Here is a 23,965-nt window from a genome sequence, read left to right on the forward strand (position 1 = left end):
GCGTTGTCCCTGCGATAGTTCGTTTCGGCCATTGGGGGAATCGTCGCTCATGAACCTGACCACCGCCGCGAGCCTGCCCAAACCCGCCCCGCGCGCCAGCGATCCCGCGACGCTCGCCGGCGAGATTATCGAGCGCCTTACCTATCGCATCGGCAAGAATGCCGCCGCCGCCAAGGCGCATGACTGGCTGGCCGCCAGCATCCTCGTCGTCCGCGATCGGATCATCGACAGCTGGATCGCGAGCACGCAGGAAACCTACGAGGCGGGCGCCAAGCGCGTCTATTATCTCAGCCTCGAATTCCTGATCGGCCGCCTGATGCGCGACGCCGTGTCGAACCTGGGCCTGATGGAAGCGATGCGCGAGGCGCTGTCGTCCCTCGGCGTCGATATCGATCTGATCCGCGAACTGGAGCCGGATGCGGCGCTCGGCAATGGCGGCCTCGGTCGCCTCGCCGCCTGCTTCATGGAGTCGATGGCGACGGTCGACGTGCCCGCCTACGGATATGGCATCCGTTATGTGAACGGCATGTTCCGGCAGGAGATTTCGGACGGCTGGCAGGTCGAACTGCCCGAAACCTGGCTTGCGCACGGCAATAACTGGGAGTTCGAACGGCGCGAGGCGAGCTATGAAATCGGCTTCGGCGGTGTCGTCGAACTCGCCGCCGCAGACGGATCGGGCGATCATGCCCGACACTGGAAGCCGCACGATCGCTTCATCGCCACCGCATATGACACGCCGGTCGTCGGCTGGCGCGGCGAGCGGGTCAACACGCTGCGGCTGTGGACCGCGCAGCCGATCGACCCGATCCTGCTCGATGCCTTCAACGCCGGCGATCACATCGGCGCGCTCAGGGAAAGCAACCAGGCCGAGGCGCTCACGCGCGTCCTCTATCCCGCCGACGCGACCCCGGCAGGCCAGGAGCTCCGGCTGCGGCAGGAATATTTCTTCTCCTCCGCCTCGCTGCAGGACATCACCCGCCGTCACCTCCAATATTTCGGCGATCTGCGCACCTTGCCCGACAAGGCAGCGATCCAGCTCAACGACACCCACCCCGCCGTGGCCGTCGCCGAACTGATGCGGATCCTGATCGATCATCACGATCTGGGCTTCGACGAGGCGTGGGACGTCACCCGCCGCACCTTCAGCTACACCAACCACACCCTGCTGCCCGAGGCGCTCGAAAGCTGGCCTGTGCCGCTGTTCGAACGGCTGCTGCCACGGCACATGCAACTGGTCTATGCGATCAACGCCAAGCTGCTGATCGAGGCGCGTAAGGATCGCGGCTTCGACGACGGCGCGATCAGCGCGATCAGCCTGATCGATGAGGGTGGCGACCGGCGCGTGCGGATGGGCAATCTCGCCTTCGCCGGATCGCACAGCGTCAACGGCGTCTCGGCGCTCCATACCGAGTTGATGAAGGAGACGGTGTTCGCCGATCTCCACAAACTCTATCCCGACCGGATCAACAACAAGACCAACGGCATCACGCCGCGCCGCTGGCTGATGCAGTGCAATCCGGGGCTGACCAGCCTGTTGCGCGAGGCGATCGGCGATGCCTTCCTCGACGATGCCGAGGCGCTGCAGGCGCTCAAGCCCTTCGCCGAAGACAGCGCATTTCAGGAGAAGTTCGCGGCGGTGAAGCGCGCGAACAAGGTTGTCCTGTCGAACCTGCTGCGCGATCGCATGGGGCTGAAGATCGATCCCGACGCCCTGTTCGACACCCAGATCAAGCGCATCCACGAATATAAGCGCCAATTGCTCAACATCGTCGAGGCGGTCGCGCTCTACGATCAGATCCGCAGCCATCCCGAACGCGACTGGGTGCCGCGCGTGAAGCTGTTCGGCGGCAAGGCGGCGCCGAGCTATCACAATGCCAAGCTGATCATAAAGCTCGCCAACGACGTCGCGCGCGTGATCAACCATGATCCGGCAGTTCAGGGCATGCTCAAGGTCGCCTTCGTGCCCAATTACAACGTCTCGCTGGCCGAGATCATGATGCCGGCGGCCGACCTGTCCGAACAGATATCGACCGCGGGCATGGAGGCGTCAGGCACCGGCAACATGAAGTTCGCGCTCAACGGCGCGCTGACGATCGGCACGCTCGACGGCGCCAATGTCGAAATGCGCGACCATGTGGGTGCGGAGAATATCAAGATTTTCGGCCTGACCGCCGCCCAGGTTTCCGAATGGCGCAGCGGCGGATATCAGCCGCGCAAGGTGATCGAGGCGTCGCGCGAATTGTCGCAGGCGCTGTCCGCGATCCAGAGCGGGGTCTTCTCCCCCGACGATCGCGATCGGTATCGCGATCTGATTCAGGGGCTGTACGACCATGACTGGTTCATGGTCGCGGCCGACTTCGACGCATACCACGCCGCGCAGCGCGAGTTGGACACGCTCTGGGGCGATCAGCCGCAGTGGCGCGCGCAGGCCATTCGAAATGTGGCAGGCATGGGGTGGTTCTCATCCGATCGCACAATCCGCCAATATGCCTCTGAAATCTGGAAAGTTCTCTGACCAGCCTTTCGCCTTCCGACATTGCTGCGATCGTCGAGGGGCGCCACGGAAACCCCTTTGCGGTGCTGGGCGTCCATGCTGGCGACAAGGGCCTGATCGCCCGCGCCTTCATCCCCGGTGCGGAGAGCGTCGAGACGCTGACATTCGGGGGGAAATCGATCGGCATGCTCAGCCGGATCGACGATGCGGGCCTGTTCGAAGGCAAGATCAGCATCCGCAAGGCGCGGCCGCTGCGCTATCGGTGCGCGAATGCGCAGGCCGAATGGCTGTCGGGCGATCCGTATAGCTTCGGCCCGGTCCTCGGCCCGATGGACGATTATTATATCGGCGAGGGATCGCACCTTCGCCTGTTCGACAAGCTGGGCGCGCACAAGATCGTCCATGAAGGCGTCCACGGCGTCCATTTCGCCGTCTGGGCGCCCAATGCCCGGCGCGTGTCGGTGGTCGGATCGTTCAACCACTGGAACGGCGCCCGCCACGCGATGCGCCTGCGCCGCGACACGGGCATCTGGGAAATCTTCATCCCCGACATTGGCGAGGACGAGCCGTACAAGTTCGAAATCGTCGCGAAGGACCGCAAGACGCTGCCACTCAAGGCCGACCCTTTCGGCCAGCGCGCCGAACTGCGCCCCGCCAACGCCTCGATCACGACGGCCCCGCTGGCGCACGACTGGGGCGACCAGGCGCATCGCGCCTTCTGGCAACAGGCCGACATCCGCCGCCAGCCCTTATCGATCTACGAGGTCCATGCCGGATCGTGGCAACGCGGGCCGAACGGCGACTTCCTGTCGTGGGACGAACTGGCCGATCGACTGATTCCCTACGTCGTCGACATGGGCTTTACCCATATCGAGCTGCTGCCGATCAGCGAGCATCCCTATGATCCGAGCTGGGGCTATCAGCCGATCGGCATGTTCGCCCCCACCGCGCGTTTCGGCCGGCCCGAGGGCTTCGCGCGGTTCGTCGACGGATGCCACCGCGCCGGGATCGGCGTGATCCTCGATTGGGTGCCCGCGCATTTCCCGGTCGACGAACATGGCCTCGCCCAGTTCGATGGCACCGCGCTTTATGAGCACGCCGATCCGCGCAAGGGCTTCCACCCCGACTGGCAAACCGCGATCTACAATTTCGGGCGGCGCGAAGTGATCGCCTATCTCGTCAACAACGCGCTCTATTGGGCCGAGAAATTCCATATCGACGGGCTGCGCGTCGATGCCGTCGCATCGATGCTCTACCTCGATTATTCGCGCAAAGCGGGCGAATGGATCCCCAATGCCAAGGGCGGGCGCGAGAATCTGGAGGCCGTGTCCTTCCTCCAGCAGATGAACCGCGAGCTTTACGGGCGCTATCCGGGCGTGATGACGATCGCCGAGGAATCGACCAGCTGGCCCAAGGTCAGCCACCCGGTCCACGAAGGCGGGCTCGGCTTCGGCTTCAAATGGAATATGGGCTTCATGAACGATACGCTGCGCTACATGGCGCGCGATCCGGTTCATCGGCGCCATCATCACGACGATATCCGCTTCGGCCTCCATTATGCCTTCAGTGAGAATTTCGTCCTGCCGCTCAGCCATGACGAGGTCGTCCACGGCAAGGGATCGCTGCTCGCCAAGATGCCCGGCGACGATTGGCAGAAGTTCGCGAACCTGCGCGCTTATTATGCGTTGATGTGGGGCCATCCGGGGAAGAAGCTGCTGTTCATGGGCCAGGAATTCGCGCAGCGGAGCGAGTGGAGCGAGGCGCGCGCACTCGACTGGTATCTGCGCGACGCGCCCGCGCATGAAGGCGTCCGCCGCCTCGTGCGCGATCTAAACCAGCTGTATCGCGGTCGCCCCGCCCTGCACGCCCGCGATTGCGAGGGCGAAGGCTTTCGCTGGATCGTCGCCGACGATGCCGCCAATTCGGTGTTCGTATGGGAACGCCGCGCGCCCGGCGAAAAGCCGATCGTCGTCGCGACCAACCTGACCCCTGTTCCCCGCCCCGATTACGCGCTGCGTCTGCCGCAGGGCGGGCTGTGGCGCGAAGTCGTCAACAGCGATGCCGCCGCTTATGGTGGCGCCGGCATGGGCAATGGCGGCAGCGTCACAGCCGATGCCGACGGTCATGTGCGGCTTATGCTTCCCCCTCTTTCGACCATCATGCTGGAGCCCGCCTGATGCCCCCCGCCGATACGCGCCCGCGCCGCAGCCAACCGCTCGCCCGCGATGCGATGGCCTATGTCCTCGCCGGGGGACGCGGCAGCCGCTTGTTCGAATTGACCGATCGCCGCGCCAAGCCGGCGGTCTATTTCGGCGGCAAGGCGCGGATCATCGATTTCGCCCTGTCCAACGCGCTCAATTCGGGCATTCGCCGCATGGGGGTCGCGACCCAGTATAAGGCGCATTCGCTGATCCGGCACCTCCAGCGCGGCTGGAACTTCCTGCGCCCCGAGCGCAACGAAAGCTTCGACATCCTGCCCGCCAGCCAGCGCGTGTCGGAGACGCAATGGTATGAGGGCACGGCCGATGCCGTCTATCAGAACCTTGATATCATAGAAGCTTATGATCCAGAGTTCATGATCATTCTCGCCGGCGATCACATCTACAAGATGGATTATGAGGTGATGCTGCGCCAGCATGTCGATAGCGGCGCGGACGTGACGGTCGGCTGCCTCGAAGTCCCGCGGATGGAAGCGACCGGCTTCGGCGTGATGCACATCGACAAGAATGCGCGGATCGTCGACTTTGTCGAAAAGCCCGCCGATCCACCGGCCATGCCAGGCAAGCCCGATACCGCGCTGGCGTCGATGGGCATCTACGTCTTCACGACCAAGTTCCTCGCCGATCAGCTTCGCCGAGACGCCGCCGATGCGGCGTCCGACCATGATTTCGGCAAGGATCTGATCCCCTATATCGTCAAGAACGGGACGGCGGTCGCCCACCTCTTCTCGCAAAGCTGTATCCGCGCGGAGACCGAGCGCGAAGCCTATTGGCGCGATGTCGGCACGATCGATGCCTATTGGGAGGCGTCGATCGATCTGACCGACGTGGTCCCGCATCTCGACATCTACGAGCGCAGCTGGCCGATCTGGAGCTATTCGGAGGTCCAGCCCCCCGCGAAATTCGTCCATAACGAGGCGGGCCGCACCGGATCGGCGACATCTTCGCTGGTCGGCGGCGGCTGCATTGTGTCCGGCGCATCGCTCCACAAAAGCCTGCTTTTCCCGGATGTTCGCGTGAACAGCTTCTCCGCGATCACAGAAGCGGTGATCATGCCCAATTGCGTGATCGGGCGCGAGGCGCGGCTGCACAAGGTGGTGATCGACCAGGGGGTGCGCATCCCGCGCGGGCTGATCGTCGGCGAAGATCCGATCCTCGACGCAAAGCGCTTCCGCCGCACCGAAAAGGGGGTGTGCCTGATCACCCGCGACATGATCGAACGCCTGGACGCTTGACCGGATGCGCGTTCTCTCCGTCACGTCCGAACTCTATCCGCTGATCAAGACCGGCGGACTCGCCGATGTCGCGGGCGCCCTGCCCCTCGCGCTCGCCGATCGCGGGATCGAGGTGCGATCGATCCTGCCCGCTTACCCCGCCGTCATGCGCAAGCTGGGCAAGGCGAAGGAGGTCGCGACCTATGCCGACCTGTTCGGCGGCCCGGCGCGTATCCTTTCTGCAAAGCACGGCACGCTCGACCTGCTGCTGCTCGATGCGCCGCACCTCTTCGATCGGGAGGGCGGCCCCTATGTCGATGGCACCGGACAGGACTGGCCGGACAATCGCCGCCGCTTCGCCGCACTTTCGGCGGCGGCCGCCGATGTCGCGACGGGCAAGATCGAAGGCTGGTCGGCCGATCTGGTCCACGCGCATGACTGGCAGGCGGCGCTCACCGCAGCTTATGTTCGCTTCGGCAGCCAGCCCGATCTTCCGGTCGTCGTCACGATCCACAATCTCGCCTTTCAGGGGCGGTTCGAGGCGCGGGCGTTCGGCGAGCTAGGCTTGCCGGAAACCGCCTATTCGGTCGATGGCGTCGAATATTATGGTGGCGTCGGCTTTCTGAAGGCGGGCCTGCAATATGCCGATGCGATCACGACGGTGAGCCCGACCTACGCCCGCGAAATCCGCACGGCCGAGTTCGGCATGGGCCTCGAAGGGCTGCTGCGCGAACGCGGCGCCAAGCTTCACGGCATCGTCAACGGCATAGATATCGCCGAATGGAATCCGGAGGTCGATCCGCACATCGCCGCCCCCTTCTCATCGCGGGCGCTTGGCGCGCGATCGAAGAACCGCAAGGCGCTAGAGAAGCGTTTCGGATTGAAGGCTGGCAAGGGCCCGATCTTCGTCGCGATCAGCCGCCTGACCTGGCAGAAGGGCACCGATCTGCTGCTCGACGCGATCGAACATATCGTGGTCCACGGTGCCCGGCTCGCTGTGCTGGGATCGGGCGATGGTGGCCTGGAAAGCGGGCTGCTTGCCGCTGCGGCACGGCATCCGGGCGAGATTGGCGTGATCACCGGCTATGACGAACCGCTCGCGCATTTGATGCAGGCGGGCGGCGACGCCATCCTGATCCCGTCACGCTTCGAACCGTGCGGCCTCACCCAGCTTTACGGGTTGCATTATGGCTGCGTTCCGGTGGTCGCGCGGACAGGCGGCCTGGCGGACACGATCGTCGATGCCAACGACGCGGCGCTTGCCGCCAATGCCGCAACAGGCATCCTGCATCAGCCGGGGTCGGGCGATGCCTTCAAAGGCGCGATCGATCGCGCGATCGAGCTTTTCGCCCAGCCCGGCCTGTGGCGCGACATGCAGAAGCGGGGGATGCGCACCGACGTGTCGTGGGATCGCAGCAGCGGCCTCTACGCCGATATCTACGAAAGACTGGTGGGATGATCCGCTTCGGCGCGACGCCGACCGCGAGCGGCACTCATTTCGCCCTCTGGTCCGAATGCGCCACCGAAGCCTGGGTCTGCATGTTCGACGGCGACAAAGAGACGCGCGTGCCGATGCAGCGCGGGCCACGCGATGTGTTTCAGGTGGAGGTCGAAGCGATCGGGCCGGGCGCGCGCTACGGCTTTCGCGCGGACGGCCCCTATGATCCCGATCGCGGCCACTGGTTCGATCCGAACAAGCTGCTGACCGATCCTTATGCCGTCCGCATCGATCGCCCCTATGTCTATGATCTCCGGCTGGCCGCGCCGCGCGGCGAGGCGGTGGACACCGCGCCGCTGATGCCCAAGGCGATCGTAGAGGCCGCCCTGCCCGGCCTCGAACCGGCGCCACCGCATTTCACGCCCGGCGGGCTGATCTACGAAGTGTCGGTGCGCGGCTTCACCCGATTGCATCCCGCCATCCCCGAAAGGCATCGCGGCACGATCGCCGCCCTCGCCCATCCGACGATCATCGATCATCTGAAGGCCATCGGCGTGAGCGCCCTCGAACTGATGCCGATCGCGGCCTGGATCGACGAGCGCCACCTGCCCGCGCTCGGCCTCACCAACAGCTGGGGCTACAACCCGGTCAGCATGATGGCGCTCGACCCGCGCCTCGCACCCGGCGGGATCGCCGAACTGCGCGATACGGTTGCGGCGCTGCATGCGGCCGGGATCGGCGTGATCCTTGATGTCGTGTTCAACCATACGGGCGAGAGCGACCGGTTGGGGCCAACATTATCGCTGCGTGGCCTCGATGCGCTCGCCTATTTCCGCCATGCCGACGATGACTATGGCGTGCTGGCGAACGATAGCGGCACCGGCAACACGCTCGATTGCGATCATCCGGCGACGCGCCGCCTGGTCCTCGATACGCTGCGCCATTTCGTGACGCAGGCGGGCATTGACGGTTTCCGTTTCGATCTGGCCCCGGTGTTGGGCCGCCTGCGCGACGGCTTCGATCCGCACGCCGCGCTGCTGGAGGAGATGCGCGCCGATCCGATCCTGGCCGATCGCATCCTGATCGCCGAACCTTGGGATATTGGCCCCGGCGGCTATCAACTGGGCAATTTTCCCGCGCCCTTCCTCGAATGGAATGATCGCTATCGCGACGATGTCCGCCGGTTCTGGCGCGGCGATCCTCATGCGATCGGCGATCTCGTGACCCGACTTGCGGGATCATCCGATACGTTCGGGCGTGGCGGCGTCTCCCGCTCGGTCAACTTCATCGCCGCGCATGACGGCTTCACCCTCGCCGACGTCACCGCCTTCGCGCACAAGCATAATGAGGCCAATGGCGAGCAAAATCGCGACGGCCATCATGATAACCTGTCGTGGAACAACGGCGTCGAGGGCGCAACCGACGATCCCGCCATCATCGCCGCCCGCCGCCGCGATGTCGCCGCCTTGCTGGCCACCCTGTTCGTGTCGCGCGGCACGATCATGCTGACGGCCGGTGACGAATTCGGGCGCACCCAGCGGGGCAACAACAATGCCTATTGCCAGGACAATGATCTGAGCTGGATCGACTGGGACGGGCGCGATCGCGATCTGGAGAGCCAGACCGCCCGCCTCGCCCGCTTTCGTGCGGCGCATCCCGCAGTGTCGGATCCGCGCCTGCTTGGCCCCGACGATGTCGACTGGCTGACGCCCGACGGCCGCGATTATGAGGTCGGCGACTGGCACGATCCGGCGCAGTCGGCGATCGTGATGCTGCTCCACCTGCCCGATCAATCGCCGCGCGTCGCCATCGCGATCAATCGGGGTCGCGAGGCGATCGATCTCACCCTGCCCGGTGGGACGTGGCGTCCGTTCGAAGGGGAGGCGAGCATGATCGTGGAAGCCCGCAGCGTCGGCCTGTTCGTCGAGCAGCAGCCATGACCGCCACGCCCGAATGGTGGCGCGGCGCCGTCCTCTACCAAGTCTATCCCCGCTCCTTTCAGGACACGACCGGCGACGGGATCGGCGATCTGAAGGGGATTACCCGCCGGCTCGATCATATTGCATCGCTCGGCGTCGACGCGGTCTGGATCTCGCCCTTCTTCAAATCACCGATGGCGGACATGGGCTATGACGTGTCCGATTACCGCGACGTCGACCCGATGTTCGGAACGCTCGCCGATTTCGACGCGCTGCTCGCCCGTGCGCACGAACTGGGGCTGAAGATCATCATCGATCAGGTGCTCAGCCACTGTTCGGATCAGCACGCCTGGTTCAGGGAAAGCCGCACCGATCGCACAAATCCCAAGGCCGACTGGTATGTCTGGGCCGATCCCAAGCCCGACGGCACCGCGCCCAATAACTGGCTGTCGATTTTCGGCGGCCCGGCGTGGGAGTGGGACGGGACGCGCATGCAATATTACATGCACAGTTTCCTGACGTCGCAGCCGGACTTCAACTTCCATAACCCGGAGGTTCAGGACGCGCTGCTCGATACGATCCGCTTCTGGCTCGATCGCGGGGTCGATGGCTTCCGGCTCGATGCCTGCAACCATTATTTCCACGACATCGCCCTGCGCGACAATCCGCCCGCGCCGATGTCCAGCGCGCACGACATCCAGCAGAGCAACCCTTACGGTTTTCAGGAGCATCTCTACGACAAGACCCAGCCCGAAAATGTCGCCTTCCTGAAGCGTATCCGCGCGCTGCTGGAGGAATATCCGGGCACCGTTGCAGTCGGCGAGGTTGGCGATGGCGAACAGTCGCCCAAAACGGTTGGCCTCTACACATCGGGCGGCGACACGCTGCATCTTGCCTATACGTTCGACCTGTTCGGCACCGAATTCAGCGGCCGATATTTCCGCGATACGGTCGAGAAATTCGAGGCCGAGACCGCCGACGGATGGGTATGCTGGGCGCTCTCCAACCATGATGTGATGCGCCACGTCAGCCGCTTCGCGCAGCCCGGCGACGATCCCGATCAGATCGCACGCCTCGCCATCGCGATCCTCGTCGCGCTAAAGGGCACGATTTGCCTCTATCAGGGCGAGGAACTGGCGCTGCCCGAAGCCGAACTGGCGTTTGAGGATTTGCGCGATCCCTATGGCATCCGCTTCTGGCCGGCCTTCAAGGGCCGCGACGGCTGCCGTACGCCGATGCCGTGGGAGGCTGGAGAGGCACAGGCGGGCTTTTCGACCGGCAAGCCGTGGCTCCCTATTCCGGATGCGCATCGCGATCGGTCTGTCGATGTTCAGAGTACCGATCCCGCTTCCATCCTCGCCATCTACCGCAAGGCCGTCGCCTTTCGGCACGCCGAACCTCTGCTCGCCAGCGGTGTGATCGCCTTCATCGATCTGCCCGACGACATGCTGGCCTTCACGCGAAGCACGGACGAAGCGGCACTGCTTTGCCTGTTCAATCTGTCGCGCGAGCCGCGAAATACCCCGCTCCCGGCCGGCTTCTCCCGCCCCCATTCCTTTTCAAGCGACGGTGCGACGATCACCGAGGTTGGCGCCATCCTCCCGCCCCTGAGCGCCCTTTTTTCGCAACGAGATTGAGTCGCGCCGTTCATCGGACCGACAGCCTGAAAATGGTTGAGGCGGAACATCGTTTCCGCGCCGCACAAAATGTCTTGATATAATATCTCACGAAGCATAGGCAGGCGGAACCAAAAAGGGAATATTATAACATGACGCTCGCCGCCCGGCTCGCACTCACTTCCTCGCTCGCACTCATTCTCGCTACGCCCGCTCTCGCGGAAGACGCCGCAGACGCCGATTTTCATCAGGCGCCGACCAACGACATCATCGTCACCGCCCCTATCCAGCGCGACCGCATGGATGTGTTGGCTAACAGCGTCGCGATCAGCGGTGAAAAGCTGTTGAGCGTCACCCGCTCGACGATCGGCGAAACACTGCAGCACACTCCGGGCGTCACCGCGAGTTCGTTTGGCCCCAACGCCTCGCGCCCCATCCTGCGCGGCCTTTCGGGCAGCCGTGCACCGGTGCTGACCGACGGCATCGGATCGATCGACGTGTCGAACACCAGCGCCGACCACCCCGTGGTTATCAATCCCCTGCTCGCCGATCGCATCGAAGTCGTCCGCGGCCCGGAAGGGCTGTTGTATGACAGCGCCGCGCTGGGCGGCGTCGTCAACGTCATGGACAAGCGCATCCCGCGCGCCGTACCCGACGAGGCGATCCACACCGAACTCGTCGGCGGCTATGGAAGTGCTGCGAACGAACGCTCGATCGGCGGCTCGATCGACGCCCCCATCGGCAAGAACTTCGTCATCCACGCCGACGGCAGCTATCTAAAGTCGGGCGACCTCGACATTGGCGGCCATGTTCTCACCCGCGCCGGCCGCACGGAGGCGCTGGCCTCGGCGGCGCTCCCGCCGGAGGAACATGACGATCACGGCCACGATCATGGCCATGACGAGGAAGAGGCGATCGACTTCGCCGGCAACGCTGCGCTCCGCGGCAAATTGCCCAACAGCGCGAACAAGACCTGGACCGCGGGCGTCGGCGCCGCCTACATCACCGAAACGGGCAGCTTCGGCCTGTCTTACAGCCATTATGACAGCCTTTACGGCATCCCCGTCCGTTACGCGACCGCCCCTGGCCAGCATCAGGAAGCGCCGCGCCTCGATGTCCGGCAGAACCGGCTCGATGCGCGCGCCGAGATCGAGACCGGCGGCGATTTGTTGAAGGCGATCAAGATCCGCACCGGCTACGCCAGCTATCGACATTATGAGTTGGAGGAGAGCGGCGAAATCGGCACCGCCTTCTACAATGACGGCTTTGAAGGGCGTGTCGAACTCGTCCAGGCCGATCATGGCGCGTGGAGAGGGGCGACCGGCGCGCAATTCTCGACCCGCGACTTCAATGTCGTCGGCGAGGAAGCTTTCCTGCCGAAAAGCAGCTCGTCCAAGCTGTCGGCCTTCACCCTGCAGCAGCTCGATTACGGCGCGTTCAAGGTCGAAGGCGCGCTGCGCTACGAACATAGCGATGCCAAGGCGACCCCGCTCGACGATCAGCCGCAATTCTTCGCAGGGTCGCGTCAGTTCGACACCGTCTCCGGATCGCTCGGCGCCTCCTATGCGGTCGCAAACGGATGGCGCGTCGGCGCAAACCTGATGCGCACCGAACGCGCGCCCACGCCCGAGGAACTGTTCGCCAACGGCCCGCACCACGGCACCGAGACGTTCGAGATCGGCGATCCCGCGCTCGATACCGAACGCGCCTGGGGCCTCGAAGCCGTGCTCCACGGCCGCGGCACCGGGTTCACCTTCGACGCCTCGATCTATCATAACCGCTACAGCAGCTTCATCTACGACGTCCGCACCGGCGGGCTGGAAGACGGCCTGCCCGTCTATCAGATCCTGCAGGGCAAGGCGCGTTTCTGGGGCGTCGAGGCGGGCGGTTCGCTCGATCTCGCGACGATCGGCGATTTCACGATCAAGGCCGACGCGCTGGGCGATTATACCCGCGCGACGATCAAGTCGGATGGCCCTGCCCCCCGCATCCCGCCTCTTCGCCTGCTGGGCGGACTCGGCGCGGAAAGCGGCCGGATCGATGGCCGCGTCGAGGTCGAATGGGTCGACAAGGCGCGCCGTCTCGCGCCGAACGAAACGCCGACTGACAGCTATACGCTGGTCAACGCCGCGCTGACCTTCCATCCTTTCGAAGGCGACAAAACGACGGCGATCATGCTGTCGGCGAACAACATCTTCGACGTAAATGCCCGCCGCCATGCGAGCTTCCTGAAGGATTTCTCGCCGCTCGCCGGCCGCGATTTCCGCATCACGACGCGTTTCTCGCTTTAAGTTCGCCTGACGTCCCCGGTGAAAGCCGGGGACGCTTGCCAGCGAGCGCGATCCTCCGCTAATCGCCGACACGCTGGTTGGGGCCTGTAGCTCAATGGTTAGAGCTGGCCGCTCATAACGGCTAGGTTGCGGGTTCGAGTCCTGCCGGGCCCACCAGCCAGCCCTTCGCTTCAGCGGCTGCCGTTACCCGCCTGAACGCCCGGCCGACGCAGCGGCAGGCTCAGATAGAAACGCTGCGAATCGATATCGAGCATGCCGCCACACGCAATCGCCAGATTGCGGACGAGGCGAAGCGCGAAGCCCAGACCCAGAACCGGCGCCTCGGGCCAGTTGCCATCCGGATTATAGCCCGGATCGAGCAGCATCTTCTCGTTACGGCCGGACAAAGCGCGCGGGCGCACGATCACCATCAGCAGGCGGTTCGGGCGGCGCGGATCGCGCTGCAGATCGACCATCACCTTCTCGCCCGCCATCGCCATCGAAATGGTGGCGGCCAGCAGGCGCGACATCATCCGTTCGACCGTCGCGGCATCGGCGGCGACCGGCGGCAATTCGGGATCGATACGGAAGGCGAGCGCACTCGCGCGTTCGGAGGCCGCCTCCTCGAACTCGCTGTGGAGGCGCATGAGGATCGCGGCGGCATCGACCGAGGCGTTCTCAGATACGCCCTTGCCCTCGCGCGCGGCCGCAACAAGACTGAGATCGTCGACAGCGGCGAGCAGCTTGCGCCCCTGATCGAGAATATCCTGCGCGCGGGCGCGATAGGAGGAGGATGCCGGGCCCTGGACCTGGTTCTCGATCATCTCCGAAAAGCCGATGATCGCATTGAGCGGGGTGCGCAGTTCGTGCGCGAGGTGACGGAGCGATTCCGCCGCGAGCGGATCGGCACCCTGCTGGACATCGGTCGCGACCGCCTTGGCGATCTCGTCGGCACGCGGACGACGCGCCGTGCCGCGATAACCGCAGAAACGACCGTCGCGCGTATCGAAGAACGGCACGGCCGAGATGCGCCATTCGCCCGCCGCAGCCCCGCTGCCGGCGATCGTCAGGCGCGCATCGCGAAACGGGGTGCGGCTGCGATAGGCGCCGGCGGCATGACCATCAACGCCATGATCGGTCTGGCGCGCGGCAACCGCGATCGTCTCGCCGATCAACGGCTCGCGCGGTGCGCCTTCCACCCAGCAGATGACGCCGTCGATCCCGGTTTCGAAGCGAAACGCCTCGATCCGCGCTTCATCCTCGTCATGTTCCTCATCGAACAGCCGGGGCGTTTCGATCGGAACCGGCGGCGGTGGCGGGGTCTGGCCGCCGGCGCGGGTACGAAAGGATTCGATGCGCGACAGGAGATCGCGGATCTGATGCTCGCCCGCTTCGGTCGCGCGGCGCATCGCCGCCTCGGCCAACGGGCGCTCGACCACATCTTCGACCTCGTCGACGACGGGCACGACCACCGGATCGGCGACCAGCGGCGCGATCTCTTCAGCCTCCCCTTCGGGGCCGGTGATCAGAAGGTCGCTCGATCCGAAGCCTTCGAGCGCCTGCACGACGGCCCTGCCTAGGTCGCGACGGTTGCGAAGCAGGTTGCGTGCGCTGGGCGACAGGCGCGGCAGGATCGCCAGCCACTCGCGCTCGTCGAGCACGGCATGGCTCAGCAAGGGCGCGGCGATATGCGGCAGATCTTCCGCGAACATCAGCACCAGTTCGGGCGGCGTCCGGCGTCCGGCGAGGCCGCGACCTGCAGCAAGACGCACTGCCGTCGGGATTTCGGGGCGGACCGAACGGAGGAAATTATAGGCATCGAGCGCGCGGGGCGCATCGGCCAGGGGATCGTCGGCCTGATGGCCGCGCCCCTGCGCGAGCACGTCGACGACCTGCCGCCACATCATCGCACGCGTCTCCGCCGTCGGCAGCGGCTGCGCAAGCAATGTCGCGAGCATGTCGTCAAATCGCAAAGAAGAATCTCCGGCCCCAATCGCGCACCGCTCCAGAGCGCGCTCCGCCTGATGATAGGCGCAGCGGAGCGACCGGAAAAGAGCCTAACGCACTTAACGGCATCAGCATTTTGTTGCAGATGGCCGAAACAATATTATAAATATCAGGCTTACAGCTTCAGGAATCGAATATGCCCAACGACATCGCGCTTGACGCCATCGATCGCACTATCCTGCGCGATCTTCAGGACGACGGGCGCATGACCAATGTCGAGCTGGCGCGCCGCGCCGGCCTGACCGCCCCGCCCTGCCTTCGCCGTGTCCGCGCGCTCGAGGAAGCCGGCGTGATCGAGGGTTATCATGCCAAGCTCAACTCGGGTGCGCTCGGCTATGGCATCACCGTGTTCGCGCTCGTTTCGCTGCGCAGCCAGGCCGAGGATGATCTGCGCCTGTTCGAACAGCATGTCGCAGAACTCGCCGAAGTGCGCGAATGCCATATGCTCAACGGCGAAATCGACTTCATCCTGAAGATCGTCGCGCACGATCTTCAGGGTTTCCAGCAATTCCTGACGTCGAAGCTGACGACCGCGCCCAACGTCGCGAGCGTCAAGACGTCGCTGACGATCCGCACGTCGAAGGATGTCCCCGGCATTCCGGTCGACGCGGCCTGATCCGATCCCAAAACGAAGAAGCCGCCCATCCCGCTGTGGGATGGGCGGCTTCTTTTTAGCCCGCAATCACGAGCCGCAGCTGGATCAGCTGGCGGCCGGATGATCGGCCAGCACGGTCCAGTAGCGCGCGACCACCTTCTGCGTACCGCCCTGCACCTTGGCAAGGGCAGCCTTGCCGCCTTCCTTGTCGCCGGACTGGATCAGCGAAGCGCCGGCGCGCAGGTTGACGATATCAGCATTCGCACCCGGCTTGGTTGCCGCGAGCGCATACAGATCGGCCGCCTGCTTATATTCGCCGAAGCCGTAAGAGAGATCGGCGTTGCTCAACACCGACTGATAGGTCGCCTTAGCGCCCTGCGACGCGGCGACGGCGCCCTTCACTGCGGTACGGTCGGCCGCGATCTTCGGCTCGGAAATCGCCAGGATCTCGCGGGTGTTCTGGCTGCTGGTCGGGTTCAGCTTGCCGGCTGCAATGCCTTCCTTCAGCACCGTAACGGCTTCGTTCGGATACTTCAGGTAAACGGCGATCGCATAGTCGGTATAGGCCGAAGCGGCCGCGAGCGGCATCGCGCCCGAAGCGCGCAGCAGACGCAGCAGATCCAGGTCGGCATCGCCGCTCGGGTTCGACATCTGGCGATAGATCATCACCGAGTCATGCCAGTTCTGCTTGACCGGATAGGCGGCGAGCCATGCCGAGCTGATGTCGACGAACTGCGGCGCAGCCTTCGCACGCGAAGCCATGTCGGCACCGCGGGCATACCAGTCGCTCGGCACGGACTTGCCGGCAGCGGCCTCGTCCGCGATCACCTTCTGCAGCGTCGCGACAGCTTCGACGGTCTTGCCGTCGCGGAACTGCGCGTCGGCCAGACGGGCATAGACGTCCTGCGCGACCGGGCCGGACGCGATGGCGGCGGCATAAGCCTGCTCCGCCTTCGGATAGTTCTTCGCCTCATAGGCGCAGTGGCCCTGCTGCGAAGCGAGCTTCGGCTTGTCCTCGGCCGAGGTCTTGCTGGTCGCCAGCATCTCGTCGACGCCCAGGCAGACCTTGGCATTGTCCTGCGCCATGATGCCGATGTTCAGCTGGATCTGGCCGACGATGAACTTCTCATCCTCGGTCGTTGCAGCGGCGCGGGCCGCGTCGACATGACCCTGCGCCTTGGCGAAGTCGTTCGCCTTCATGGCTTCCTGCGCCGGGCCAAGCTCCTTGCGGATGGCATCGCTCAACTGAATCGTCGGCGCCTTTTCCTTCTTCGCCGCAACGGCGGGGTTCACCGCCGTCAGCGCAGCGGCACTGACGCCGAGCGCGATTGCAAGCGCGATCCGGGATTTCATCATTCAAGCCTCCTCATAGCGACCAAGGGGCCGGCCGCTTCCAAGAACACGTGCGTGGACTAATGGCTCCCGCGGGCCGGCACAAGCGCGGGTATCGGCGCTTTGTTACGGTCGCTGGTAAAGCTCGCCCGCTGAACGGATGCTGATCGGCCCATTGCTCCTTTAATCGCGAAGCCGTAGCAAACGTTCCATGATCGCACTCATCTCCCCGGCCAAATCGCTCGATTATAAGAGCCCGCTACCGTCGCTGATGCCCACCACGCCGCGCTTTGCCGAAGAAGCGCTGGAAACCGCGGCGGCCGCGGCGAAACTTGGTCCGAAGAAGCTGTCCAAGCTGATGAGCATTTCGGACAAGCTCGCCCAACTCAACGCCGATCGCTACAAGGGATTCGCCGAGCAGGAGGAGCGCCCCGCGCTCTACGCCTTCTCGGGCGACGTCTATATCGGCTTCGAAGCCAAGACGCTAGATTCCCATGCGATCCGCTTCGCACAGGACCATGTTCGCATCCTTTCGGGCCTCTATGGCCTGCTGCGCCCGCTCGATCTGATCCGTCCCTATCGCCTTGAAATGGGCACGCGCTGGGCGCCGGGCCGCAAGAAGACGCTGTATGAGATGTGGGGCAACCGCATCTCCGACGCCCTCGCGGCCGACCTGCTCGAAGATGGATCGAACGTGATCGTCAATCTCGCGAGCAAGGAATATTGGCACGCGGTAGAGCAGGCCCCGCCCAAGGGCGTCCGCATCATCACGATCGATTTTCGTGAGGAACGGCCGACCGGCCTCGTCTTCAACAGCTTCGGCGCGAAGCGCGCGCGCGGTATGATGGCGCGCTGGATGTGCGAGCATCATGTGACCGATCCCGAAGGGCTGAAGGGTTTCGACAGCGACGGTTATCGCTTCGACAGCATTGAAGGCGACGTGTGGCGCTTCGTGAAGGCGATGGGCTAGCCCCCCTCGCCTTCACTCCGTATCGATCGCCTGCTGTTCACGCTGTTCGCGCCGCACGTCGGCGAAGATGCTCCATACGGCCATGAACAACGCCGCCATTACCGGGCCGATCACGAAACCGCTGAACCCGAAAATCTCGACGCCGCCCAGTGTAGAGATCAGCACGACATAATCGGGCATACTCGTGTCACGGCCCACCAGGATCGGGCGCAGGACATTGTCGACCATGCCGATGATGAACACGCCGGCGAAAATCAGGATCAGCCCGCTCGCCAGTTCGCCGCTGATCAGCAGATAGGCGGCCACCGGCACCCAGACGATCCCGGCCCCAATCGCCGGAAGCAGCGAGAACAATCCCATCGCAACGGCCCACAGCACAGCCGCGTGGATGCCCAGCGCCCAGAAGGTTATGCCACCGATCGATCCCTGAACGATGGCGACGATCAGGCTGCCCTTGATCGTCGCGCGAACGACCGTGACGAACTGGTGGAACAACGCCCGGCGATGTTCGGTCTCCAGTGGGATCGACCGATCGAACTTGCCCGCCAGCGATCGCCCGTCGCGCAGCAGGAAGAAGGTGAGATAGAGCATCACGCCCAGCGCCAGCGTGAAGCCGAATGCCTGCTGCCCGATAGAGAAGGCTTGCGTCGCAAACATCTGGAAACGGCTGGTGATGCCCGCCGATAGCTTGTCCCGCACCGCCGGCAGGTTCGACAGGCCGAAGCGATCGAGCAGGTTTGATGCCCATTGCGGCAGAACCGACTGGAACTGTTCGAAATAATGATTGAAGTCGATCTGGCCCGACTGGATCAGATTATAGACGCTCACCACCTCCTGCAAGACGAACATCGTCAGCAGGATCAACGGAATCACGACGATCGCGAGCACCGCAAGCAAGGTTATCAGCGCGGCGCGATTGGACTTTCCCGGCCAGCGGCTCAGCAGCTTTTGCTGCATCGGATCGAACAGGATCGCGACGACCACCGCCCACAGGATCGCGCCGAAGAAGGGCGAAATGATCCAGATCAGCACCAGCGAGACTGCCAGCACGAGCAGCAGGAAGCTCTTTTCCTCAAGCGCGCGCATAATCCCCCTTTTGCGATCCCTCGTAGCCCATCGGGCCTATCAACAACTCCGTCGCAAACGCAACCGCGGCGCCTTGGTTCACCGGAACATCGATAACAGCCGCCCGTTGGTGTCTGAGGAGAATGGAGGTTTTGCCATGAACAGCCGAGTTCACCCGACCGATCAGGACAAGGGCAATGGCGTCGAACTGTCGACTGAAGAGGCCCGCGCCGGCGCCACGCCGCACATGACGCGTTACATCCTCGGATGGGGGCTTGCGCTCGTGCTGCTCGCCTTCATCGTCCTGCTCGCGACACATATGATCTGATAGACGTTCAGCGAGGCTTTGCCTTCGCCGTCCGCATTGGCTAGGAGCGTGTCACCCGCCTGTCATGGCGCGTGACACAGCTTCAACGATACGGACACGACTCCTTTGGCCAGCGTACCGCCGCCCATCGAAAACAGCGATATCTCCCCGATCTCGATCGTCGACGAGATGAAGTCGAGTTATCTCGACTATGCGATGTCGGTCATCGTCGCGCGCGCCCTGCCCGACGTTCGAGACGGCCTGAAGCCGGTCCACCGCCGCATTCTCTATGCCAGCCAGGAAGGCGGCTTCGTCCCCGGCCGTCCCTATCGTAAATCGGCGAAGATCGTCGGCGACGTGATGGGTAATTACCATCCGCACGGCGACAGCGCGATCTACATGGCCCTTGCGCGCATGGCGCAGGACTGGTCGATGCGCGTCACGCTGATCGACGGCCAGGGCAATTTCGGGTCGATGGATCCCGATCTTCCGGCGTCGATGCGTTATACCGAAGCGCGTCTCAGCAAGGCGGCGATGGCGCTGCTGCAGGATTTCGACAAGGACACCGTCGATTTCCAGCCCAATTATGACGGATCGCTGCAGGAGCCGCAGGTTCTGCCCGCGCGCTTCCCGAACCTGCTCGTCAACGGCGCCGGCGGCATCGCGGTCGGCATGGCGACCAACATTCCGCCGCACAATCTGGGCGAAGTGATCGCGGCCTGTAAGGCCTATATCGCCGATGGCGGCATCACGATCGACCAGTTGCACGAAATCATCCCCGGCCCGGACTTCCCGACCGGCGCGCTGATCCTCGGCAAGGGCGGCGCACGGAACGCCTATCATACCGGCAAGGGCTCGATCATCATGCGCTCGCGCCATGATATCGAGGAAGGCCGTGGCGATCGCCGCTCGATCGTCCTGACCGAAATTCCCTTCCAGGTCGGCAAGTCGGCACTGGTCGAAGGAATCGCCGAAGCCGCCAAGGACAAGAGGATCGAAGGCGTCAGCGATATTCGCGACGAATCGAGCCGCTTCGGCGTCCGCATCGTTATCGATCTGAAGCGCGATGCGACCCCGGAAGTCGTCCTCAACCAGCTGTGGCGCCACACGCAGGCGCAGACGAGCTTCCCGGCGAACATGCTCGCGATCCGTGGCGGCCGCCCGGAAACGCTGAACCTGCGCGACATCATCGAAAGCTTCGTCAAGTTCCGCGAAGAGGTGATCACCCGCCGATCGAAGTTCGAACTGGCAAAGGCCCGCGACCGTGCACACATCTTGCTCGGCCTCGTCATCGCGGTCACCAATCTCGACGAAGTGGTGCGCATCATCCGCGCCTCGGCCAGCCCGGCCGAAGCCCGCGCCGCGCTGCTGTCGCGCGAATGGCCGCGCAACGAGATCGAAAGCTACATCAAGCTGGTCGAGGCGGTCGAAACGATCGAGAGCGCCGAAACCTACACGCTCAGCGATGTTCAGGTCCGCGCGATCCTCGATCTGCGCCTCCACCGCCTGACCGCGCTGGGCCGCGACGAAATCGGCGACGAACTCGCCAAGCTTGCCACCTCGATCGCCGAACTGCTCTACATCCTGTCGGATCGTGCGCGTCTCTACGAAGTGATGGTCGAGGAATTCGACGCGATCCTCGCCGAGTTCGCAACTCCGCGTAAGACCACGATCGCGCCCGCCGGCGACACGATCGACGACGAGGATCTGATCGAGCGCGAGGACATGGTCGTCACCGTCACCCTCGGCGGCTACATCAAGCGCACGTCGCTCGACACCTTCCGTGCGCAGAAGCGTGGCGGCAAGGGGCGCTCGGCGATGGGCACGAAGGATGAAGACGCGGTCATCGAGCTGTTCGTGACCAGCACGCACACACCCGTCCTGTTCTTCTCCGATCACGGCAAGGTCTATCGCAAGAAGGTGTGGCGCCTGCCCGAAGGCGCGCCGCAGGCCCGCGGTCGCCCGATGATCAACCTGTTGCCGCTCGCTCCGGGAGAGAAGATCACCACCGTCCTCCCCCTACCCGAGGATGAGGAAAGCTGGGGTTCGCTCCACGTCGTCTTCGCGACGGCGCACGGCAATGTCCGCCGCAACTCGATGGACGCCTTCGCCAACGTGCCCACCAACGGCAAGTTCGCGATGCGCTTCGAAGAAGATGCGACCGATCGCCTGATCGGGGTCGCCGTCCTCACCGAAGAAGATGACGTCCTTCTCGCCACCCGCGGCGGCAAGGCGATCCGCTTCGCCGCGACCGAAGTGCGCGAGTTCCAGAGCCGCACCTCCACCGGCGTTCGCGGCATCAGTCTGAAGGATGGCGACGAGGTCATCTCGCTGTCGATCCTCAAGGGCTTCGACGCGACCACCGAGGAGCGCGACGCCTATCTCAAGGCGGCGCCGTGGAAGGAAGGCGAGCGCGAAGCGACCCTGCCCGACGATCGCATGGCCGAGTTCCAGGCGGCCGAGGAGTTCATCCTCACCGTCTGCGCCAATGGCTATGGCAAGCGTTCGTCCGCTTTCGAATATCGCCGGACCGGCCGTGGCGGCCAGGGCATCGGCAATATCGACAATCTGGAGCGTAATGGCCCGGTCGTCGCCAGCTTCCCCGCGCATAATGGCGAACAGCTGATCCTGGTCACCGATCAGGCGAAGATGATCCGCATGTCGGTGGGCGACACCCGCGTCATCGGCCGCAATTCGGCCGGCGTCCGCCTGTTCCACGTCGCCGACGACGAGCATGTCGTCGGCGCCGCGCGGATCGAGGAAAGCGAGGAGGAAGCCGAAGCGGATCTGTCCGACGGCACTACTGAAATCGCGCCTTCGGACGATGCCGACACTGGCTCCGATCTTGCCGATGGCGGCGAAGCGGACGACGCCGGGGAATAATCCTCCCCGCGCTTGACTTGAACGGGGCGGCCCCATAAGGACGCCGCTCCGCCAAGCACGGCCCCTTCGTCTAGCGGTCTAGGACGTCGCCCTCTCACGGCGAAAACACGGGTTCGAGTCCCGTAGGGGTCACCAGCGACCAAGGTCGCTTTCGCGGTTTTCTATCAGATCGACGATACGAACAGGATCAGCCCGGTGCTGACCACCGTCAGGCAGATCGTGGCCGGTATCGCGAACAGGATGTGGCGCAGCGTGTGATTGCGCCGTGGTTCGCCGTTAATGGTGGGATCTCGATCGTTCGTCATGCCGACGATCATAGCGCACCGGATATTGCGAAGCCGTAAAAGCGGGAAGTCGACGCGCGCGTGCGACCGATGCTCGATCCGGCATCCTTCCATGCTGAACCGCGTGCAGCGCAAGTCGTTAACCAGTCGCCTCTAGAGTGATCGCGGCTTCATCATGTTACAATCGCTCGACATATTCACGCTTGGCGTCTGCAGCACATTGGCCAGCAGCGCGTTCGGCACGGTGTTTTTCGCACTATGGCGGCGCGATCCCGCCGAACGACATCTTCTCCATTGGGCGTTGAGCAGCTGGATCTATGCCGTCGTTCTGGTCGGCCTGTTCGCTTCGGTCGGCCATAGTCTCGCGCTCGGCGCGATGTTCTTCGCGTTGATGGGTTTCACCGACATTCTTGTCGTCTCCGGCGTATATCGGCTCAACGGCGAGACGCCGTTCCGCCGCTGGATGATCGTGCCGATCCTCGCCCCGCCGATCGGCCATTCGCTTCCGATCCTGCTCGGTGTCGCGGATCATTCACCGCTGGCGGAGGTGAGCGAGGCGATCGGACTGGCGATCGCGATGGGGTTGTCCGGCCTTGCGGTTTTCGCGCGCGCAGCAGCTTCAATTCGCGCGGCCAGAAGATCGCGGGCCTCGCGCTCCTGGCCTATCTTCCCGGCTATCTCACCGTGATCGTCATCTCCTTGTGGTATCCGCAATCCAGCGCGCTGCTGCCGCGCATCCCGATGCTGTCGGATCAGCTGCTGCTCGGCATTCTCAACCTGAGCCTGCTCGCGATCCCGGCCGAACGCGCGCGCGAAAGGCTGCAGGCCGCCGCATCGCGCGATCCGTTGACCGGCGCCTGGAATCGCGATGGCCTCGCCCGGTTCGGCGCCGATCTGGTGGGGCCTGGTGCCGCCGTGCTCGCAATCGACGTCGATCATTTCAAGGCGATCAACGACGATCACGGACACGGATCGGGCGACGACGTCCTCGTCGCGGTCGCAGACACTGCGAACAGCCTCGTCGCGCCGCAAAAGGGCGCGGTGTTCCGGATCGGGGGCGACGAGTTTCTCGCCATCCTGCCCCGATGCGACGCGGCCAAGAGCCGACAGATCGCCGATCGGCTCCGCCGCTTCGATCAGGGCGACGGACTGCCCGACTGCACGCTCAGCATCGGCATCGCGCTGGTCGAAACCCCCACGCTCGACGTCGAAGCGGCGATCAGGAGCGCGGACGACGCGCTCTATCGCGCCAAGGCGCTCGGCCGCGATCGCATTCACCTTGTGACGGCCTGAGCGGGCCACAAGGATCCATTAACCATATTTGCCTAGGAAGACGCACGAACCGTCCGTGA

17 protein-coding genes and 2 tRNA genes are annotated in these 23,965 nt (G+C 64.2%); 15 read left to right on the top strand and 4 right to left on the bottom strand.

Annotated elements, in window-relative coordinates; genetic code table 11:
• The first annotated feature begins 49 nt into the window (after positions 1 to 49).
• The 8 genes from EOD43_RS11030 (at position 50) to EOD43_RS11065 (ending at position 13,347) form a co-directional block, all read left to right on the top strand.
• Entirely contained in the window at positions 50 to 2,515 is a 2,466-nt protein-coding gene (locus tag EOD43_RS11030) for a glycogen/starch/alpha-glucan phosphorylase (protein ID WP_127743744.1), read from the top strand.
• Positions 2,512 to 4,671, top strand: coding sequence for a 1,4-alpha-glucan branching protein GlgB (gene glgB / locus EOD43_RS11035; protein WP_206363559.1), 2,160 nt, complete (start codon positions 2,512 to 2,514; stop codon positions 4,669 to 4,671). Before EOD43_RS11030 ends, glgB begins: the two co-directional genes overlap by 4 nt.
• Entirely contained in the window at positions 4,671 to 5,948 is a 1,278-nt protein-coding gene (glgC, locus tag EOD43_RS11040) for a glucose-1-phosphate adenylyltransferase (RefSeq protein ID WP_127743748.1), read from the top strand. The genes glgB and glgC overlap by 1 nt, the downstream gene beginning before the upstream one ends.
• Before the next feature lie 4 nt (positions 5,949 to 5,952).
• Positions 5,953 to 7,386 (top strand): glycogen synthase GlgA, encoded by a 1,434-nt coding sequence (glgA, locus tag EOD43_RS11045; protein ID WP_127743750.1) that lies wholly within the window; start codon positions 5,953 to 5,955, stop codon positions 7,384 to 7,386.
• On the top strand, positions 7,383 to 9,305 hold the full coding sequence (gene glgX / locus EOD43_RS11050; protein ID WP_127743752.1) for a glycogen debranching protein GlgX: 1,923 nt from the start codon (positions 7,383 to 7,385) through the stop codon (positions 9,303 to 9,305). The genes glgA and glgX overlap by 4 nt, the downstream gene beginning before the upstream one ends.
• Positions 9,302 to 10,921 carry a beta-galactosidase BglA gene (bglA, locus tag EOD43_RS11055; protein ID WP_127743754.1) on the top strand — a complete coding sequence of 540 codons (1,620 nt, stop codon included), beginning with the start codon at positions 9,302 to 9,304 and terminating at the stop codon, positions 10,919 to 10,921. Before glgX ends, bglA begins: the two co-directional genes overlap by 4 nt.
• Before the next feature lie 131 nt (positions 10,922 to 11,052).
• Complete coding sequence (locus EOD43_RS11060) at positions 11,053 to 13,191, top strand: TonB-dependent receptor (RefSeq protein WP_127743756.1); 2,139 nt, start codon at positions 11,053 to 11,055, stop codon at positions 13,189 to 13,191.
• A gap of 80 nt (positions 13,192 to 13,271) precedes the next feature.
• Positions 13,272 to 13,347 (top strand) — tRNA-Ile (locus tag EOD43_RS11065).
• A 14-nt stretch (positions 13,348 to 13,361) separates the two neighbouring features.
• On the opposite strand, the gene EOD43_RS11070 is transcribed toward EOD43_RS11065, so the two are convergent.
• Positions 13,362 to 15,143 carry a sensor histidine kinase gene (locus tag EOD43_RS11070; protein ID WP_127743758.1) on the bottom strand — a complete coding sequence of 594 codons (1,782 nt, stop codon included), beginning with the start codon at positions 15,141 to 15,143 and terminating at the stop codon, positions 13,362 to 13,364.
• A 170-nt stretch (positions 15,144 to 15,313) separates the two neighbouring features.
• Here EOD43_RS11070 and EOD43_RS11075 point away from each other — a divergent pair, with 170 nt between their 5' ends.
• Positions 15,314 to 15,793, top strand: coding sequence for an Lrp/AsnC family transcriptional regulator (locus EOD43_RS11075; protein WP_127743760.1), 480 nt, complete (start codon positions 15,314 to 15,316; stop codon positions 15,791 to 15,793).
• A gap of 84 nt (positions 15,794 to 15,877) precedes the next feature.
• On the opposite strand, the gene EOD43_RS11080 is transcribed toward EOD43_RS11075, so the two are convergent.
• Positions 15,878 to 17,128, bottom strand: coding sequence for a hypothetical protein (locus EOD43_RS11080; RefSeq protein ID WP_127743762.1), 1,251 nt, complete (start codon positions 17,126 to 17,128; stop codon positions 15,878 to 15,880).
• 187 nt (positions 17,129 to 17,315) lie between these two features.
• Here EOD43_RS11080 and yaaA point away from each other — a divergent pair, with 187 nt between their 5' ends.
• Positions 17,316 to 18,074: a peroxide stress protein YaaA gene (yaaA, locus tag EOD43_RS11085; protein ID WP_127743764.1), complete on the top strand. Its 759-nt coding sequence runs from the start codon at positions 17,316 to 17,318 to the stop codon at positions 18,072 to 18,074.
• Positions 18,075 to 18,086: 12 nt separating this feature from the next.
• Here yaaA and EOD43_RS11090 read toward each other — a convergent pair whose 3' ends face one another.
• Positions 18,087 to 19,160, bottom strand: a complete 1,074-nt coding sequence (locus EOD43_RS11090) for an AI-2E family transporter (protein ID WP_127743766.1) — start codon at positions 19,158 to 19,160, stop codon at positions 18,087 to 18,089.
• Between the two features lie 136 nt (positions 19,161 to 19,296).
• On the opposite strand from EOD43_RS11090, the gene EOD43_RS23645 reads away from it, so the two are divergent.
• The 3 genes from EOD43_RS23645 to EOD43_RS11100 all read left to right on the top strand — a co-directional run bounded on the left by EOD43_RS23645 (position 19,297) and on the right by EOD43_RS11100 (position 22,464).
• A complete protein-coding gene (locus EOD43_RS23645; protein WP_164857194.1) occupies positions 19,297 to 19,467 on the top strand; it encodes a hypothetical protein in 171 nt (56 codons plus the stop codon).
• A gap of 105 nt (positions 19,468 to 19,572) precedes the next feature.
• Positions 19,573 to 22,329, top strand: coding sequence for a DNA gyrase subunit A (gene gyrA, locus EOD43_RS11095; RefSeq protein ID WP_127743768.1), 2,757 nt, complete (start codon positions 19,573 to 19,575; stop codon positions 22,327 to 22,329).
• 59 nt (positions 22,330 to 22,388) lie between these two features.
• A tRNA-Glu gene (locus EOD43_RS11100) sits at positions 22,389 to 22,464 on the top strand.
• 29 nt (positions 22,465 to 22,493) lie between these two features.
• Here the strand turns inward: EOD43_RS11100 and EOD43_RS23650 are convergent.
• Positions 22,494 to 22,634, bottom strand: a complete 141-nt coding sequence (locus EOD43_RS23650; protein ID WP_164857195.1) for a hypothetical protein — start codon at positions 22,632 to 22,634, stop codon at positions 22,494 to 22,496.
• Positions 22,635 to 22,788: 154 nt separating this feature from the next.
• On the opposite strand from EOD43_RS23650, the gene EOD43_RS11105 reads away from it, so the two are divergent.
• A complete protein-coding gene (locus EOD43_RS11105; protein WP_127743770.1) occupies positions 22,789 to 23,301 on the top strand; it encodes a hypothetical protein in 513 nt (170 codons plus the stop codon).
• Entirely contained in the window at positions 23,298 to 23,906 is a 609-nt protein-coding gene (locus tag EOD43_RS11110; protein ID WP_127743772.1) for a GGDEF domain-containing protein, read from the top strand. Before EOD43_RS11105 ends, EOD43_RS11110 begins: the two co-directional genes overlap by 4 nt.
• Positions 23,907 to 23,965: the final 59 nt, after the last annotated feature.

Source organism: Sphingomonas crocodyli (assembly GCF_004005865.1).
Classification (GTDB): domain Bacteria; phylum Pseudomonadota; class Alphaproteobacteria; order Sphingomonadales; family Sphingomonadaceae; genus Rhizorhabdus; species Rhizorhabdus crocodyli.

What these genes read in the sequence shown, in the direction of transcription:
- EOD43_RS11080 (WP_127743762.1), bottom strand. Translation starts at nt 17,128, where the DNA reads ATGATGAAATCCCGGATCGCGCTTGCAATCGCGCTCGGCGTCAGTGCC.
- EOD43_RS11075 (WP_127743760.1), top strand. Translation starts at nt 15,314, where the DNA reads ATGCCCAACGACATCGCGCTTGACGCCATCGATCGCACTATCCTGCGC.
- glgC (WP_127743748.1), top strand. Translation starts at nt 4,671, where the DNA reads ATGCCCCCCGCCGATACGCGCCCGCGCCGCAGCCAACCGCTCGCCCGC.
- glgA (WP_127743750.1), top strand. Translation starts at nt 5,953, where the DNA reads ATGCGCGTTCTCTCCGTCACGTCCGAACTCTATCCGCTGATCAAGACC.
- glgX (WP_127743752.1), top strand. Translation starts at nt 7,383, where the DNA reads ATGATCCGCTTCGGCGCGACGCCGACCGCGAGCGGCACTCATTTCGCC.
- bglA (WP_127743754.1), top strand. Translation starts at nt 9,302, where the DNA reads ATGACCGCCACGCCCGAATGGTGGCGCGGCGCCGTCCTCTACCAAGTC.
- EOD43_RS23650 (WP_164857195.1), bottom strand. Translation starts at nt 22,634, where the DNA reads ATGACGAACGATCGAGATCCCACCATTAACGGCGAACCACGGCGCAAT.
- EOD43_RS11060 (WP_127743756.1), top strand. Translation starts at nt 11,053, where the DNA reads ATGACGCTCGCCGCCCGGCTCGCACTCACTTCCTCGCTCGCACTCATT.
- EOD43_RS11105 (WP_127743770.1), top strand. Translation starts at nt 22,789, where the DNA reads ATGTTACAATCGCTCGACATATTCACGCTTGGCGTCTGCAGCACATTG.
- EOD43_RS23645 (WP_164857194.1), top strand. Translation starts at nt 19,297, where the DNA reads ATGAACAGCCGAGTTCACCCGACCGATCAGGACAAGGGCAATGGCGTC.
- EOD43_RS11030 (WP_127743744.1), top strand. Translation starts at nt 50, where the DNA reads ATGAACCTGACCACCGCCGCGAGCCTGCCCAAACCCGCCCCGCGCGCC.
- yaaA (WP_127743764.1), top strand. Translation starts at nt 17,316, where the DNA reads ATGATCGCACTCATCTCCCCGGCCAAATCGCTCGATTATAAGAGCCCG.
- EOD43_RS11090 (WP_127743766.1), bottom strand. Translation starts at nt 19,160, where the DNA reads ATGCGCGCGCTTGAGGAAAAGAGCTTCCTGCTGCTCGTGCTGGCAGTC.